Annotated in this window: 14 protein-coding genes; 13 read left to right on the top strand and 1 reads right to left on the bottom strand. The window is 38.1% G+C overall.

The window, feature by feature from the left end:
* Positions 1 to 100 precede the first annotated feature (100 nt).
* Positions 101 to 1,828, bottom strand: a complete 1,728-nt coding sequence (locus ACONDI_RS10755) for a long-chain-fatty-acid--CoA ligase (RefSeq protein WP_241078550.1) — start codon at positions 1,826 to 1,828, stop codon at positions 101 to 103.
* Positions 1,829 to 2,248: 420 nt separating this feature from the next.
* On the opposite strand from ACONDI_RS10755, the gene groES reads away from it, so the two are divergent.
* From groES to purF, 13 genes are all read left to right on the top strand, one after another.
* Positions 2,249 to 2,539: a co-chaperone GroES gene (gene groES, locus ACONDI_RS10750; protein WP_241078549.1), complete on the top strand. Its 291-nt coding sequence runs from the start codon at positions 2,249 to 2,251 to the stop codon at positions 2,537 to 2,539.
* 30 nt (positions 2,540 to 2,569) lie between these two features.
* Positions 2,570 to 4,210: a chaperonin GroEL gene (groL, locus tag ACONDI_RS10745; RefSeq protein ID WP_241078548.1), complete on the top strand. Its 1,641-nt coding sequence runs from the start codon at positions 2,570 to 2,572 to the stop codon at positions 4,208 to 4,210.
* Positions 4,211 to 4,381: 171 nt separating this feature from the next.
* Positions 4,382 to 5,074: a tetratricopeptide repeat protein gene (locus ACONDI_RS10740; RefSeq protein ID WP_241078547.1), complete on the top strand. Its 693-nt coding sequence runs from the start codon at positions 4,382 to 4,384 to the stop codon at positions 5,072 to 5,074.
* Between the two features lie 36 nt (positions 5,075 to 5,110).
* The gene (gene guaA, locus ACONDI_RS10735; protein WP_241078546.1) at positions 5,111 to 6,664 is read left to right on the top strand and encodes a glutamine-hydrolyzing GMP synthase; all 1,554 of its coding nucleotides are present in this window, start codon (positions 5,111 to 5,113) and stop codon (positions 6,662 to 6,664) included.
* An 88-nt stretch (positions 6,665 to 6,752) separates the two neighbouring features.
* On the top strand, positions 6,753 to 8,042 hold the full coding sequence (locus tag ACONDI_RS10730; RefSeq protein WP_241078545.1) for an NCS2 family permease: 1,290 nt from the start codon (positions 6,753 to 6,755) through the stop codon (positions 8,040 to 8,042).
* Positions 8,043 to 8,301: 259 nt separating this feature from the next.
* Positions 8,302 to 9,471 carry a 5-(carboxyamino)imidazole ribonucleotide synthase gene (locus ACONDI_RS10725; RefSeq protein WP_241078544.1) on the top strand — a complete coding sequence of 390 codons (1,170 nt, stop codon included), beginning with the start codon at positions 8,302 to 8,304 and terminating at the stop codon, positions 9,469 to 9,471.
* 350 nt (positions 9,472 to 9,821) lie between these two features.
* On the top strand, positions 9,822 to 10,349 hold the full coding sequence (gene purE / locus ACONDI_RS10720; RefSeq protein WP_241078543.1) for a 5-(carboxyamino)imidazole ribonucleotide mutase: 528 nt from the start codon (positions 9,822 to 9,824) through the stop codon (positions 10,347 to 10,349).
* Positions 10,346 to 11,638, top strand: coding sequence for an adenylosuccinate lyase (gene purB / locus ACONDI_RS10715; protein ID WP_241078542.1), 1,293 nt, complete (start codon positions 10,346 to 10,348; stop codon positions 11,636 to 11,638). Before purE ends, purB begins: the two co-directional genes overlap by 4 nt.
* A gap of 25 nt (positions 11,639 to 11,663) precedes the next feature.
* Positions 11,664 to 12,407, top strand: a complete 744-nt coding sequence (purC, locus tag ACONDI_RS10710; RefSeq protein WP_241078541.1) for a phosphoribosylaminoimidazolesuccinocarboxamide synthase — start codon at positions 11,664 to 11,666, stop codon at positions 12,405 to 12,407.
* Positions 12,408 to 12,662, top strand: coding sequence for a phosphoribosylformylglycinamidine synthase subunit PurS (purS, locus tag ACONDI_RS10705; RefSeq protein WP_241078540.1), 255 nt, complete (start codon positions 12,408 to 12,410; stop codon positions 12,660 to 12,662).
* Positions 12,659 to 13,372 (top strand): phosphoribosylformylglycinamidine synthase subunit PurQ, encoded by a 714-nt coding sequence (gene purQ, locus ACONDI_RS10700; RefSeq protein WP_241078539.1) that lies wholly within the window; start codon positions 12,659 to 12,661, stop codon positions 13,370 to 13,372. Before purS ends, purQ begins: the two co-directional genes overlap by 4 nt.
* Positions 13,353 to 15,578, top strand: a complete 2,226-nt coding sequence (gene purL / locus ACONDI_RS10695; RefSeq protein ID WP_241078538.1) for a phosphoribosylformylglycinamidine synthase subunit PurL — start codon at positions 13,353 to 13,355, stop codon at positions 15,576 to 15,578. Before purQ ends, purL begins: the two co-directional genes overlap by 20 nt.
* Positions 15,563 to 16,987 carry an amidophosphoribosyltransferase gene (gene purF, locus ACONDI_RS10690; protein ID WP_241078537.1) on the top strand — a complete coding sequence of 475 codons (1,425 nt, stop codon included), beginning with the start codon at positions 15,563 to 15,565 and terminating at the stop codon, positions 16,985 to 16,987. Before purL ends, purF begins: the two co-directional genes overlap by 16 nt.
* The last annotated feature ends 17 nt before the right edge of the window (positions 16,988 to 17,004 follow it).

Below are 17,004 nucleotides of genomic sequence, written 5' to 3'. Positions count from 1 at the left end.
TTGTATTTGGCGTATTATCCTAACGTACCATAAGCGAGCATTTAATTTGCATTTGTTTTGCAAATTTTTAGCGAGTCGTTGGTACGTTAGGATAATACCTTTACCCAGTTTCTGAAGGTTCTTCTGATGTAGCCGTTTCTTTTACTGCTTTGGTTTCTTCTTGTTCCCTTAATGAACGTCTTAAAACCTTTCCAACAAGGGTTTTTGGAAGCTCATCGGTTAGTTCGAAAATCTTTGGTACTTTATAAGATGCCAGATGTTCCTTGCAGTATTTTTCAAGTTCACTTTCGGTCAAATTTTCACCTTCATTAGGTACTACATATGCCTTTACTGTTTCGCCGCGATAATCGTCACTAACTCCTATAACGCAAGCTTCAGAGATTTTTGGGTGTTTGTAGAGTACTTCTTCTATGTCCCTGGGATAGATGTTAAATCCTCCTGCTAGGATAACATCTTTTTTCCTGTCTACAATATAGAAGAAGCCGTTTTCGTCCATTATTGCTATATCACCTGTATAGAACCAACCGTCACGAAGGACAGCTTCAGTTTCCTCAGGCATGTTCCAGTATCCTTTCATAACCTGGGGACCTTTTATCGCTAACTCTCCCCTTTCGCCGATAGGGACTTCCTCTTCTTCTGTTTCTAGATTAATTACCTTGCAGTCTGTATCTGGTACAGGGATACCTATACTTCCTTCTTCTCTATGGCCGTATATTAGATTGCAGGTGGCAGCGGGGGAAGTCTCAGAAAGACCATAGGCTTCTACTAATTTTCCGCCTGTGATTTCTTCAAATTGTTTTTGAACTTTTACTGGCAATGGTGCGGCCCCGCTTAAACAGACTCTTATGGACGAAATATCATATTTCTCAATGTCGGGATGATTTAAAAGAGCTATATACATTGTTGGAACTCCTGGGAACAGCGTAGGTTTATATTTTTTAATCAACTTCAATACAGTATTTACTTCAAACTTAGGCACTAGTATTAAAGTTCCGGCAGCGGCAATCGAGTAGTTCATACATGCCGTCATTCCATAAACATGGAAGAATGGGAGAGCACCCATCGTTACTTCTTCGCCTTCTTTTAGATCAGGGATCCAGTGTTTCATCTGATAGATATTGGATACAAGGTTTTTGTGTGTTAGCATAGCTCCTTTTGAAGTACCTGTAGTTCCGCCTGTATACTGGATCAAGGCTAGGTCTTCGTTTGGGTCAATGTCAGGAGCTTGTGGTTCTCTGCCTTTATTTTTTTCTACTAAAGAGTTAAACCAGATTATATCTTCTTGAGCTGGTATTTTTACGCTGTTTCCTTCTTTTTTTTCTTTTAATGGGTATATTAAGTTTAATGGGAAAGCAAGATAATCTTTTAAACTTGTCAGGATAACATTTTCTAAATGTGTATCTTTTCTTACGCTTTGAATAGTGGGATAAAACATATCTAATGAAATGATGGCTTTTGAACCGCTGTCTACCATTTGGTGTTTTAGTTCATTTTCTTTGTAAAGAGGATTTGTTTGTACAACTATTGCTCCTATCTTAAGAGCAGCATAGTAAGCAATTACAAGCTGAGGTGTATTTGGAAGCATTATAGAAACACGATCACCTTTTTGTACTCCAAGGTCTTGAAGACTTTTTGCTAATGCATTCACCTGTTTATATAGTTCTTTATAATTTAATTTAGCATTATAAAAAATGGTAGCAGTTTTATCCGGATATTTTTTTGTAGTTTGTTCTAGAATTTCGTATAGAGGGATGTCTGGATAGTCTAATGATTTAGGGATGTCATCAGGGTAACTTTTAAACCATTGTTTTAGATCTGTTGACTGCAAAATAAAAACCTCCTTAATATTAGCTACTTTTTTGGTGGTATATATATAGTATTAAAAATTTTCTGAAAAAACAATACTAATTTGTAACTTATTATTAAAAAATTTGCACTGTTGTATTACTAGACTTTTTGCCGTTGAATTAACACTGGATAAAAATGTTCAGATAATGTATAAATATGTTTCAACTAGTCCATAATACCAAAACAGATAGATGCAAAATCAAGTAAAATTTATAATTAGTAAGAGATAGTGGGAGATAATTTTAAATATTGAAAGGAGAGAGGGTTGTATTTTTTAGCTTAATTATTGATTTTGCTTCATAATTTGTATATTATTATAAATGTAATTAGCACTCGATAACTGCGAGTGCTAACAATGTGTATAAATAAAAATAGATAGATTAAAGGAGGGTAACAAAAGATGAGTATCAAGCCACTTGGAGATCGAGTTTTAGTTAAGCTTGTAGAGCAGCAGGAAGAAAAGACTAAAAGCGGCATAGTATTGCCGGAACAGGCTAAAGAAAAACCTCAAGAAGGTGAAGTAGTAGCAGTAGGCTCTGGAAAGATATTAGATGATGGTAATAGAGTAGAGCCTGAAGTAAAAGTTGGAGATAAAATCATCTACTCAAAGTTTGCTGGTAATGAAATTGAGAGAGATGATGAAAAGTACTTAATTCTGCGTCAGGATGATATCCTGGCCGTAATCGAATAAATAAATAAAGAACAAAGGAGGTAATGCAAAATGGCTAAAGAGATTAAATTTAGAGAAGAAGCCAGACGTGAACTAGAAGCTGGTGTTGATAAACTTGCAGATACTTTGAAGGTAACCCTTGGTCCTAAAGGGAGAAACGTTGTTTTAGAGAAGAAGTTTGGTTCTCCTGAGATAACTAATGACGGTGTAACTATCGCAAGAGAAATTGAGTTAAAAGACCATTTTGAAAATATGGGAGCTCAGCTAGTAAAAGAGGTTGCTACAAAGACTAACGATGTTGCAGGTGACGGTACTACAACTGCTACAATTCTTGGGCAGGCTATGATCAAACAGGGAATTAAAAACGTTACTGCAGGGGCTAACCCAATGATCATAAGAAAAGGTATTCAAAAAGCTGTGGATGCTGCGGTAGATGAGCTTTCAAAGAACTCAAAGTCGGTTGAAGATAGAGAGTCAATCTCTCAGGTTGCTTCTATCTCAGCAAATGACGAAGAAGTAGGAAACCTTATTGCAGAAGCTATGGAGAAAGTAGGAAAAGACGGAGTAATCACTGTAGAAGAATCTAAGAGCTTTAAGACTGACTTGAGAGTAGTTGAAGGTATGCAGTTTGATAGAGGATATGTCTCTCCATATATGGTTACTGATAATGAAAAGATGGAAGCGATCTTAGACGAGCCATATATACTAATAACTGATAAAAAGATTGCTAATGTACAGGAAGTACTACCACTATTAGAAAAAGTAGTACAGCAAGGAAAACAGGTATTATTAATCGCAGAAGATGTTGAAGGAGAAGCCCTTGCTACATTAGTTGTTAACAAAATTAGAGGAACATTTACCTGTGTAGGAGTTAAGGCGCCTGGATTTGGAGATAGAAGAAAAGCTATGCTAGAAGATATAGCTGTTCTAACAGGTGGTCAGGTTATAAGCGAGGATGTTGGTTTAGAGCTTAAGAATGCTGACATTAGCATGCTAGGTAAAGCAAAGCAGGTTAGAGTAACTAAAGATGAAACTATCATAGTAGATGGTCAGGGTAACGAAGAAGATATCGAAAAGAGAATCTCTCAAATTAGAACTCAGGCAGAAGAGACAACTTCTGACTTTGATAAAGAAAAGCTTCAAGAAAGACTTGCTAAGCTAGCTGGTGGAGTTGCTGTTGTAGAAGTTGGTGCTGCAACAGAAACAGAGATGAAAGAAAAGAAATTAAGAATAGAAGACGCACTGAATTCCACACGAGCTGCGGTAGAAGAAGGAATCGTTGCCGGTGGAGGTACAGCGTTGATTGATATCCTTGGAGCCCTTGACAATGTCGATGCTGAAGGTGATGAAGCTACCGGAGTAGATATAGTAAGAAAAGCCCTAGAAGAGCCGCTTAAGCAGATAGCTCATAATGCAGGGGCAGAAGGTACAATTGTTGTAGAAAAAGTTAAAACAGAGGCGACTAACCACGGATATAACGCTTTGAAGAATGAGTATGGTAATATGTTAGATGCAGGAATTGTAGATCCAAAGAAAGTTACCAGAAATGCTATACAAAATGCAGCCAGTATAGCTGCCATGTTCTTAACTACAGAAGGAGTAGTTGCAGATCTTCCTGAAGAAGATGGAGGAGACGACATGGCAGGTGGCATGGGCGGCATGGGAGGCATGGGCGGCATGCCCCCAATGTAATAGAGTGATATAAGACTACCCTCGTCTTAAGACGGGGGTAGTTTTGTTTTTAATTTAATTGACAGCAGTGACCTGTGGGAATTATAATAAGTTTGTATAAAAAAAATAGTTTATTTGAGACTAATGTTCGTGTTTAATAAAAGTCATCTTACAAAAGGGGAGTATAATGTAATGATTACGAATTATTTTAGAAAAAGAAAAAAGACAGTTGTCCTTGTGATTGCTATATTTGCTGGCCTAGCTTTAATAGGCTCTACTCTATTAGGTACGGGAGTGGGTGGCTTAGGTGGTGGTGGCATGAAAGAAGGTGCCCCGCAGCAGGGTGACATTGACGAATATATTGATACATTTAAAGCAGAAGTAGATCAAAATCCGGACGAAATAGCAAATTGGTTAGAGCTAGGAGGGCTTCAGTTATTTGCAGGAATGGAGTATCTTCAGGAAGGTAGTGAAGATATGGCTGATGAATATTTAGAAGATGCTCAAGAATCTTTTGATAGAGCCCTTGATATAGATGAAGAAAATGTAGAAGCATTATCTAACAAAGGACTTGTCTCAATATATATGGATGACCTAGAAGCCGGAAAAGAATATATTGAGAAAGGCTATGAACTAGACCCGAACAATTCAAATGTTCTCGAAGTCTATGGTATATATCATCTTCAAACAGGAGATATTGAAAAAGCCCTGACTAAGTGGGAAGAGATTTTGGAACTTGATGATATATCAGAGGAAGAGAGAGCACATTATGAAAGTATGATTGAACAGTATGAAGAGATCCTTGGAAGTATTGAAATAGAAGAAGAAAAAGAAATAATAGAAGATGAAGAAGATATCAAAGAGATAGAAGAAGAGTTGAAGTAAGAATGTAAAACTATTAAGGATGGGATGTGGTTTAAGTTGTCTAGAGAGGAACTTGCTGTTGTTCTTGATTATGGAGCCCAATACACTCAATTAATTGCAAGAAGAATTAGAGAGAAAAATGTATATTGTGAAATATTACCACATACTACAGACGCAGAAAAATTAAAAGCACTTTCTCCAGGAGCAATAATTTTGTCTGGAGGTCCTCAAAGCGTTTATGCTGAGGGGGCGCCCGGTATTGACCCTAAAATATTTGAGCTTGGAGTACCTGTCCTTGGTATATGCTATGGTATGCAGTTAATGGTAAAAGAGCTAGGTGGTGAGGTAAGAAAGGGCGATAGCGGCGAATACGGCAAAAGTGTTATAAATATAGAACAAGATAAACATTCTGATGAGCTTGTGCCTATCTTTGAAGGCCTTCCACAAAAACAAAATGTATGGATGAGCCATAGGGATATTGTTGAATCAGTTCCTTCAGGGTTTAGAGTTGCAGCTTTGACAGAAAGCTCATACAAAGCGGCCATTTATCACCCGGAAAAAAACTTCTATGGTATTCAGTTTCACCTTGAAGTAAAGCATACAGAATATGGCGAAGATGTTCTTGATAGATTTTTATTTAATGTTGCAAACTTTTCTGGAAGTTGGACAATGGATTCCTATGTGGAAAGTATGGTTTCAAAGATATATAAAGAAGCAGGCGACAAAAAAGCAGTATGTGGAATTTCAGGTGGTGTAGATTCTTCAGTTGCAGCTCTTCTTGTGCATCAAGCTTTGGGCGATAATCTTACCTGTATATTCGTTAATCATGGACTGCTTCGTAAAAATGAACCTGAAGAAGTACTTCAGACATTAAGAGACGAATACAATATGAAGGTTATCTATGTTGATGCTGTAGACAGGTTTTTGAATAAATTAAAAGGTGTAGTAGATCCTGAAAAGAAAAGAAAGATTATTGGAGAAGAATTTATCCGTGTATTTGAAGAAGAGGCGAACAAAATAGGTGACATTGACTTTCTTGTTCAGGGGACAATATATACTGATGTGATAGAAAGTGGTACTGATTCGGCTAGTGTTATAAAATCTCACCATAATGTTGGTGGGCTTCCTGAAAAGATGGAGCTATCACTCTTGGAGCCTTTGACTTCTCTATTCAAAGATGAGGTTAGAAAAGTGGCAAAAGAACTAAAAATGCCAGATGAGCTTGCCTGGAGACATCCTTTCCCTGGGCCTGGTCTTGCGATAAGAGTTCTTGGAGAAGTAAATGAAGAAAAATTGGAGATACTACGGGAAGCAGATTATATACTGATAGATGAAGTGAGAAAAGCAGACCTCTACAATGATATTTGGCAGCTTTTTGCGGTTTTGCCAGGCGTTAAGAGTGTCGGTGTAAAAGGTGATGAGCGCTCTTATGAACACACAGTTGCAATTAGAGCGGTTAACAGTCAGGATGGAATGACTGCAGATTGGTATAGATTTCCTTATGAAGTTTTAGAAAAAATATCCCATCGAATAGTAAATGAAGTCCAAGGAATAAATAGAGTTGTGTATGATATTACTTCAAAACCACCCGGAACTATTGAATGGGAGTAAAGTAGAACAAATTTATAACTATGTCAAAGAGCCTGCAGGTTAAACTGCAGGTTTGTTGCTTAAAACTAAAAAAGGGGGAATCATCAGGATGGAAAAGTTCTTTCAGTTTTCAAAGCATGACACAAATTACAAAAAAGAAGTAATAGCAGGAATCACTACTTTTATGACAATGGCCTACATAATTTTCGTCAACCCAGATATTTTGGCTGGAGCTGGAATGGACGAAGGTGCTGTAATGACAGCTACTATAATTGCTGCGTCATTGTCTACTATTTTGATGGGTCTATTAACTAATTATCCTTTTGCCCTTGCTAGTGGAATGGGGTTAAATGCTTTTTTCGCATTTAACGTTGCACCAAGAGTAGGATGGGAAGGAGCTCTAGCAGCAGTATTTATTTCAGGTGTGGCTTTTGGTCTTTTAGCTATTTTAGGTTTAATAGAAAAAATAGATGCTGCTGTGCCAACAACTTTGAAAAGGGCAGTTGCCGCAGGGATAGGTTTGTTTATTGCTTTTATAGGGCTTCAAAATGCAGAGCTCATTGTTGCATATGAAGGTACTCTTGTTACTATGGGCGATGTAACAGCTCCTGGACCTCTGGTAGCCATATTTGGGCTTTTGTTGACTGCTATTTTGATGGCACTCAAGGTAAGAGGAGCTATACTACTTGGAATTATCGGTGCTACCATATTTAGCTTTTTCGTTGGAGTGGCAGATGTGCCAACTAGTGTCGGCCATATTGTAGGCGCTCCTAATAGTCTGGAGCCAATTGCTTTTCAGCTAGATTTTGCTGCAGTTTTAGAAGTTGGAATAATAGTTTTATTTGCTTTGGTTTTTGTTGACCTTTTTGATACCATGGGAACACTTCTTGGAACAGGTGCGAGAGCAGGATTTTTGAACGAAAAAGGCGAGCTTCCAAAAGTAAAAAATGCCATGTTAGCTGATGCAGTTGGGACCATGGGTGGTGCTTTGATGGGTACTAGTACTGTTACCACTTATGTTGAAAGTACAGCAGGTGTATCTGAAGGTGGAAGAACAGGTTTTACTTCAATTGTTGTCGGGGTATTGTTTTTGCTAACACTATTTTTGGCTCCTTTTGCTGGTCTTGTTACAGGGTATGCTACTGCACCAGCTCTAATAATTGTAGGCGTTTTAATGATGGGTGCGGTAAAGGATATAGATTTTGAGGATTTTACAGAAGCGTTTCCTGCTTTTGTTACTATAGCGTTAATGCCTTTTACTTTTAGTATAGCTCACGGTATAGCAGGTGGATTTATCGCTTATCCCCTGGTAAAGCTATTTGCAGGTAAAGGTAAAGAAGTTCACTGGTTTATATATATACTTGCAGTGGTTTCTGTGATCCATTTTATAGTTGATTAAGTGTTTTTTATTGATACATCTAAGATTCGCCGATAGTCGAAATAAGGCTACCTAATCTAAGAAGTCATCTACGAGCTCGATTAGCTAATGACTTCGGCGTCATGAGACCTTATTTTTCCTGCTTTCTTATCAAGATGTATTGCAATCAAAAACAAAACTTTGTTCATATGACTTTTGTACCAGAATCAACAGTTTTTTTATATGATTTTTTACACCGGAATAATTAATTTTGTTTTTCCAGTTTAGGGAGGAGAAAGAGATGGTTTTTGATCCAGAAAAGATATATAGTGTTACTCTTGGGATAATTGGCGGAGGACAGCTTGGCAAAATGCTTGCACAGAAAGCAAAAACCATGGGGCTGAGGGTCGTTGTTCTTGACCCTACCCCTTTATCTCCTGCAGGGGAAGTTTGTGACAAGCAGATTGTCAGTGATTTTTTTGACCTGGATGGTTTTTTGGAGATAGCAGGTGAATCAGATGTCTTGACCTATGAATTTGAGCATATAAGTGCAAGTTACCTAAAAGAGCTTGAAGACAGAGGGCATATTGTTAGACCTTCTTCTAATACTCTTGAAATTATCCAGGATAAAAGAAGACAAAAGGAATTTTTGGAAAGCCATGATATACCGGTGACTCCTTTTATGGGTGTTGATGATTTAGATGGTTTAAAAGAAGCAGTCAAAAGCCTTGGTATCCCCGCTATGTTAAAAACCAGTAAAGGCGGGTATGATGGAAAAGGTAATTATCTAATAGAAGAAGATATCGAAGAAAGTTTAAAGAGAGCTTATGAAGAGCTTGGCGGGGACAAAAACTCCCTGTATTTAGAAAATCATATAGATTTTCAAATGGAAGTATCGGTTATGGCTGCAAGAAATAACAAAGGAGAGATTGTTATCTATCCTGTCGCCCATAACATCCATCATGAAAGTATTCTTCACACCACAACAGTTCCTTCAAGCCTTCCAAGGAGTGTTGTAGAAAAAGTAAAAGAATTATCAGCGGAAATAATGGCCCTCTATGGGGATGTGGGTATCTTTGGGATAGAATATTTCGTTGACCAGAAGGATGAGGTTTTTGTTAATGAAATAGCGCCTAGACCCCATAATTCAGGTCATTATACCATAGAAGCCTGTGATGTATCTCAGTTTGAAACTCATCTTAGGGCTATATTAGATCTTCCTCTTGTTAATCCTACGTTGTTAAGACCTGCTGTAATGGTGAATCTTCTTGGAGAGAAAAAAGGTAAGCCAGTGGCTAAAGGCCTTGGCAGGGCACTTGAGATAGAGGGTTTAAGTTTGCATTTGTACAGAAAGAATGAAACTAGGCCAGGAAGGAAAATGGGACACTTTACAGTAACTGCTAATACGGTGGCAGACGCGAAAGAAAAGGCGGATAAGGCGTTTGAGGTATTGAGGATAATAGGAGAGTGAGGGGTTTGCATCATACCAACGCCAAACAAGAATTTGGGAAAACCGTCCAAATTAAAAGTTTAGCTTATGGTAATGATGCAAACCTTGGCCAAGAGATGTATCAAAACTCGCTTTCGCTCAGACATTGACATGACATTTCTAAAACCTCTTGCGCACCTTAGATTTAGTACAAATAAATATTCACTAATGGGTATGTACCAAACAAGCAGGTAACGGCAGTGGTAGACAATAAAAAACAAAACTTTGTTCATAAGACTTTTTGCAGTAGAATCGTCAAGTTTAGCTTAAGGTTTGGCTCATGGTGGTGATGAAGACCTTGGTATAGTAGAGATTAAAGGAGGTTTGGATAGATGGATTTTAAAGTTGGGATTATTATGGGTAGTGATTCTGATCTTCCTGTTATGCAGGAAGCTTGTAAGGTATTAGACGAGCTAGGAGTGGACTATGAGGAAGAGATTGTCTCAGCTCATAGGACACCTGATAGGATGTATGAGTATGCCAAAAATGCGCACAAAAATGGAATAAGTGTTATAATAGCAGGAGCAGGGGGGGCCGCTCATCTTCCTGGGATGGTTGCTTCACTTACTCATCTTCCTGTAATAGGTGTACCTGTTAAGTCTAGGAGTTTAAGCGGTGTGGATTCGCTTCATTCAATAGTGCAGATGCCACCTGGGGTGCCGGTTGCTACTGTAGCTATTAACGGAGCCAGAAACGCAGGGATATTAGCAGTATCAATGATAGGAATTCACTCTGATGAAGTTAGAGATAATTTGATTAAGTTCAAAAAAGATATGTCAGATAATATTAAAGAAAAATCAGAAAGACTTAAAGAATTTGGGTATGAAAAATATTTAGAAAAAGGATTTGATATAAAATGATTGAACGTTATACACGTCCTGAGATGAAAAAGATCTGGAGTCTTGAAAACAAGTTTAAAAAATGGTTAGAGGTTGAGATCTACGCCTTAGAGGCTCTGTCTAATTTGGATGTTGTGCCAGAAGATGATGTCAAAAAAATTAGGGAAAATGCAAGCTTTGAAGTTTCTAGAATATTAGAGATTGAAGAAGAGACAAGGCATGATGTGATAGCTTTTGTAAGCTGTGTTGCAGAGAGTCTTGGTCCTGAGAAAAGATATCTTCATTATGGGCTTACATCTTCTGATGTGGTAGATACTGCAATGTCTGCTCTTATCAAAGAAGCTTGTGAAGTTTTGTTAAATGATCTTGATGAACTTACAGAAGCACTTAAAGAAAAAGCAAGAGAACATAAAGATACAGTCATGATAGGTAGAACCCATGGGGTCCATGCAGAGCCTACAACCCTTGGAGTTAAAATTGCTTTATTTTATTCAGAAATGCTAAGAAATAAAGAAAGATTAGAAAGAGCTAAGGATTCTATTGCCGCAGGTAAAATCTCAGGTGCGGTTGGCACCTATGCAAATGTACCACCTTATGTTGAAGAATATGTATGTGAAAAGATGGGCCTTAGTCCGGCACCTGTTTCTACCCAGATTATTCAAAGAGATAGACACGCTGAGCTTATGACCACCCTTGCGATAATCGGTGGCACGTTAGATAAGTTGGCAACAGAAATTAGAGGCCTACAAAAATCAGAAACCAGAGAAGTAGAAGAGCCATTTTACAAAGGTCAAAAAGGTTCATCTGCCATGCCTCACAAAAAAAATCCGGTTGTAAGTGAAAGGATATCCGGCCTTGTACGAATCCTTCGAGGAAATGCTCAAGCTGCTCTAGAAAACCAGCCCCTCTGGCATGAAAGAGATATTTCCCATTCTTCGACAGAAAGGGTAATAATTCCTGATAGCACCATAATCCTTAATTATATCCTAAAACAGGCTACCAGAATCATAAAAGATTTAAAGGTTAATGAAAGTAGAATGGAGAAGAACCTACAGGGGACCTATGGTCTTGTTTTTAGCCAGCAGGTCTTATTAAAGCTTATTGATAAAGGCGTAGTTCGGGATGATGCTTACGTCATGGTACAAAGAAATGCTATGAAATCCTGGGAAGAGGAAAGAAGTTTCTTATCTATCCTAAAAGAAGACAAAGAGATATTGGATTATCTTTCTGAAGAGGAGTTAAATGACTGTTTTGATCCCAAGTATCATTTGAAGAATATTAATGCAATCTTCGAGCGACTTGGTATCTAAAAATATTTAGAAGGAGTGGTTGGACTTGGATAAAGGCTATTTACTCCACGAAGGTAAGGCAAAAAGAGTGTATACCTTAGAGGATACCGAAGGTGAGGATGGTTTTGACCCTAAGGAACACCTTCTTGTTGAATTCAAAGATAGTATATCTGCCTTTGATGGTGTTAAAGTAGATGAAATGCCTGAAAAAGGTGTGTTGAATAATAAGATTTCCTCAATAATTTATACCTTTCTGGAAGAACAAGATGTATCTACACATTTTGTTAAGAAGCTTAATTCTAAAGAGATGCTGGTAAAAAGAGTTGACATTATACCTTTAGAAGTAGTTATCAGGAATATAGTTAGCGGTTCTCTGATCAAAAGGCTTGGGTTTAAAGAAGGGACGATTTTAAAATATCCGGTAGTTGAACTTTATTATAAAAATGATTCATTAAGTGATCCTATGATTAATGAATATCATATAAAGAATTTAGAGATAGCAACTGAAGAAGAGGTGGAAGCAGTCACCAAAAAAGCACTTGAGATAAATGAACTTCTTGTGCCGTATTTTAATGAAAGGGATTTACTCCTTGTTGATTATAAGCTAGAATTTGGCAGGGATTCTGATGAAAATATTATTCTTGCTGACGAAATTTCACCTGATTCATGCAGGTTGTGGGATAGAGAAACTTATAAAATATTAGATAAGGATAGATTTAGGAAGGATATGGGGGAAGTACTAGAAGGCTACAGTGAAATCTTGCAGAGAATATCCGGAGGTGAACAGTAGATGTTCAAAGCAGTAATAAAGGTAATGTTGAAAAAAGGAGTTCTTGACCCCCAGGGTGAAGCAGTACAGAGCTCGTTATCGGCCATGGGCTATGATGAAGTTAAAGATGTTCGCATAGGGAAATATATGACCTTAGAGCTTGATAATGAATCAAAAAATGAAGCAGAAAAAAACGTAGAAGAGATGTGCAAGAGATTACTTGCAAATCCGGTAATAGAAGACTATGAATACGAAATTGTGGAGGTATCAACATGAAATTTGGTGTGGTGATGTTTCCCGGTTCTAACTGCGATTTAGATTCATACCATCTTGTCAAGGATGTCCTAGAAGAAGAGGCTTTGTATCTCTGGCATGAAGACTCTCTGCCGGGTGATATAGATTGTGTGATTTTGCCAGGGGGCTTTACCTATGGTGATTATCTTAGACCCGGTGCTATGGCCAGGTTTTCAACCATAATGAAAGACATTGTCGACTTTGCCTCGAAAGGTGGACTTGTTATAGGGATATGTAATGGGTTTCAGATACTTGTAGAGGCTGGCCTTTTGCCGGGTGCTCTGATGAGAAATAAGAATCTGAAATTTATTTGTGATGATGTCTATATAAAAGTAGAAAATAATAATACCCCTTTTACAGCAAAGTGCAGTGAAGGTGAAATTCTTAAAATACCAATTGCCCATAATGAAGGTAATTATTATGCATCTGATGATGTTATCAAAGATTTGGAAGATAATAATCAAATTATATTTAAATATTCGGATATAGATGGCAATATCACAGAAGATAATAACCCAAATGGCTCAAGGTATAATATTGCAGGGATTTGTAATAAAGAGAAAAATGTCCTTGGTATGATGCCTCATCCGGAAAGGGTGGGAGAAGAGATTTTGGGCTCGGACGATGGACTTAAAATATTTAATTCAATCCTTGGCTACTGGAGGGAAGAGGATGGAGCAAACAAAGTATAAAGAGGTGGGTCTAACCAAAGAAGAGTACGATAAAATAACAGAACTTATGAATAGAGAACCAAATGACCTTGAACTGGCAATGTTTGGGGTTATGTGGAGTGAACACTGCAGTTACAAAAATTCTAAAGCTCTGTTAAAAGAATTCCCTACTGAAGGGAAACAGGTGATTCAAGGCCCGGGAGAGAATGCAGGTGTGCTTGATATTGGTGATGGTCTTGGACTTGCCTTTAAGATAGAAAGTCATAATCACCCGTCTGCAATTGAGCCTTATCAAGGAGCGGCTACAGGTGTTGGGGGGATACTCCGGGACATATTTGCCATGGGAGCAAGGCCAATAGCTCTCCTTAATTCGTTAAGATTTGGTCATTTGGATAATAACAGAGTTAAATTTTTATTTGATGGGGTTGTATCCGGGATAGGTGGATATGGCAACTGTGTTGGAATTCCTACTGTTGGAGGAGAAGTGTATTTTGACTCTTCTTATGAAGACAACCCTCTCGTTAATGCAATGTGTGTAGGCCTTGTAGAAAAAGATAAGATCAGAAAAGGTTTTGCCAAAGGCGTTGGAAACTCTCTCATATTAGTAGGTTCAAAAACAGGCAGAGATGGTATTGGAGGGGCAAGTTTTGCCTCGGAAGAACTGACTGAAGAATCTGAAGAAGATCGCCCTGCTGTTCAAGTGGGAGATCCTTTTATGGGGAAACTTCTTTTGGAAGCTTGTCAAGAATTAGCCAAGATTCCTGCTGTGGTTGGTATCCAGGATCTTGGAGCAGCAGGACTTACATCTTCTGCACCAGAGATGGCAAGCCGCGCGGGAACAGGTGTTGTAATTGACTCGGACAAGATTCCCCGCCGGGAAGAGAAGATGACTCCTTATGAGGTTATGCTTAGTGAATCCCAGGAGAGAATGCTTGTAATCGTACAAAAAGGTAAAGAAGATGACATTAAAGATGTTGTAGAAAAATGGGAGTTAACAGCTACAAAGATAGGTGAGGTTACTGAGGACAGAAATGTAACTGTTAGGGATAAAGATAAAGTAGCTGCAAAAATTCCTGTTAATGCCCTTGTAGATGATGTTATTGAATACAAGAGGGATATAGTAAAACCTCAATATATAAAAGAACTTAATCAAGAAAAAGATAAAGATGAATACACGGATCAAATAAAAAAAGAGATTTTGGATAATCATGAGATGGATGAAGTTTTTACAAATCTTTTAGCTTCTCCAAATATAGCTAGCAAAAAATGGGTATATAGCCAATATGATTATATGGTTAGGACTTCTACAGTTATAAACCCTGGTGGGGATGGGTCTATGATAAGAATAAGAGAAAATGGCAAAGGGGTAGCCTTATCTACAGACGGCAACCCGAGGTATGTTTATCTAGACCCTTATATCGGAGGACAGATTGCTGTGGCAGAGGCTGCTAGGAATGTAGCCTGTGCAGGAGCAACTCCTCTTGGAATAACAAACTGTCTAAACTTTGGTTCTCCAGAAAAGGCCGAAGGGTATTATCAGCTTGCTATGGCAATAAAAGGTATGAGTGAAGCCTGTAAGGTTTTTGATACGCCTGTTACAGGTGGGAATGTAAGTCTATATAACGAGAGTCAAAATGGACAAATTAAGCCAAACCCTGTTGTTGGTATGGTAGGACTTATCCAGGATGTAAACAATAGATTGACTACAGATTTCAAGGAAAAGGGAGATTTGATAGTTTTACTTGGTGATACCAAAGAAGAATTTGGCGGTTCGGAAATTGTATATCATCTTCTTGGCAAAACTAGCGGCAGACCACCTGAGATTGACCTACAAAAAGAAAATAGGCTGCAAGAGCTAATAATAAATGCCAATGACGAAAAGCTCTTAAGCTCTGCTCATGATCTGTCTGAGGGAGGGCTAGCAGCTGCGCTAAGTGAGAGTATGATAAAGGGTGACAGGGGAGTGGTAGTTGACCTGACAAAAGTCAGTGAAGATTTATTCACGGCTCTATTCTCAGAGAGTCAGTCAAGGGTAGTTGTTTCTTTACCCCAAAAAAATAAAGAAAAATTACTATCTAAAGCAAGAGAATCAGGTATATCTGCAGAAGTTATAGGGGAAGTAAAAGAAAAAGAGCAGGGGTTAGTGGTTAATGACAAGGAATTGGTTATTCCTTTTGAAACTTTGAATAAAAAATGGAGGGATAGTATCCCATGTGCCATGAGTTAAATAATATAACTGAGAATTTTGACAAACCTAAGGATGAATGTGGAGTTTTTGGGGCTTTTGCGCCAATAGATGAGATTGGCAAGTTGACTTATTATGGCCTGTATGCCCTGCAGCATAGAGGTCAGGAGAGTGCGGGGATAGTAACAGGTGATGGTGAAAACTTTAGGATTCAAAAGGGACTTGGACTTTGTAATGAAGTCTTTGATGATAAAGGATTATCAGAGCTGACAGGAAAAGTCTCTATAGGGCATGTAAGATATTCTACTTCAGGTGATAGTTCAATTAATAATACACAGCCTCTATATATTAGCGGTCGCCTTGGGAAACTTGCCTTTTCTCACAATGGGAATTTAGTTAATTCTAAGAAGCTAAAGTATGAATTAGAAGAAGAAGGAACTATATTTCAAACTACTACTGATAGCGAAATCTTAGCACACCTAATTGCAAAATCAAAAAAAGACAATATTGTAGATGCCTTAAAAGAAACAATACCAGAAATTAAAGGTTCCTATAGTTTTTTGGTTGTTACACCTTCAAAACTTATTGGAATTAGGGATCCAAATGGAATTAGACCTCTTTCTCTTGGTAAAATTGGTGAAGGTTATGTTCTTGCTTCCGAGACCTGTGCTTTTGATACCATTGGAGCAAGATTTGTAAGAGATATAGACCCTGGTGAGATGGTTGTTATTGACGAACAGGGTATAAGGTCAATAGATGTTATGGAGGAGCAAAAAAGTAGTCTCTGTATTTTTGAATACATCTATCTATCAAGACCTGATAGTAACCTTTATGGAAGAAATGTTCATCTTGTTAGAAAAGAGCTTGGCAGACAGCTTGCCAGGGAGTACCCGGTGAAAGCTGACGTTGTTACCGGTGTACCTGACTCTAGTTTGTCTGCAGCTTCTGGTGTATCTGAAGAACTTGGGATTTCATATGAGATGGGGCTAATAAAAAATCGTTACGTTGGGCGTACTTTTATCCAACCTACCCAAAAATTAAGAGAGCTCGGTGTCAAACTTAAACTTAACCCGGTTAACCAAACAGTTGATAGACAGAGGCTTATCCTTGTTGATGATTCAATTGTTAGAGGAACTACTTCGATGAAAATTGTTCAAATGCTAAAAGATGCCGGTGCAAAAGAAGTTCATGTGCTGATAAGCTCCCCACCAATAACCCATCCATGTTATCTAGGGATTGATACTTCGAGCAAAGGTGAACTAATTGGTGCCGAGAAAGATACGGAAGGAATAAGAGAAGCTATTGGTGCTGATAGCCTTGGTTTCTTAAGTAAAGAGGGAATGATAAAGGCTGTAGAGAGTATAGGTGGTACCAAAGGTGGCTTTTGTACTGCCTGTTTTGATGGTGATTACCCCACTAAGCTTGTTGATATTGAGTGGGCAGGGTGCTAAGTGTGACTTTTTTGCAC

The sequence above is a fragment of the Natranaerofaba carboxydovora genome (assembly GCF_022539405.1).
Classification (GTDB): Bacteria; Bacillota; Natranaerobiia; order Natranaerobiales; family Natranaerofabaceae; genus Natranaerofaba; species Natranaerofaba carboxydovora.
Note: the sequence above shows the minus strand (reverse complement) of the source record. Positions and strands in the feature narration are given on the sequence as shown.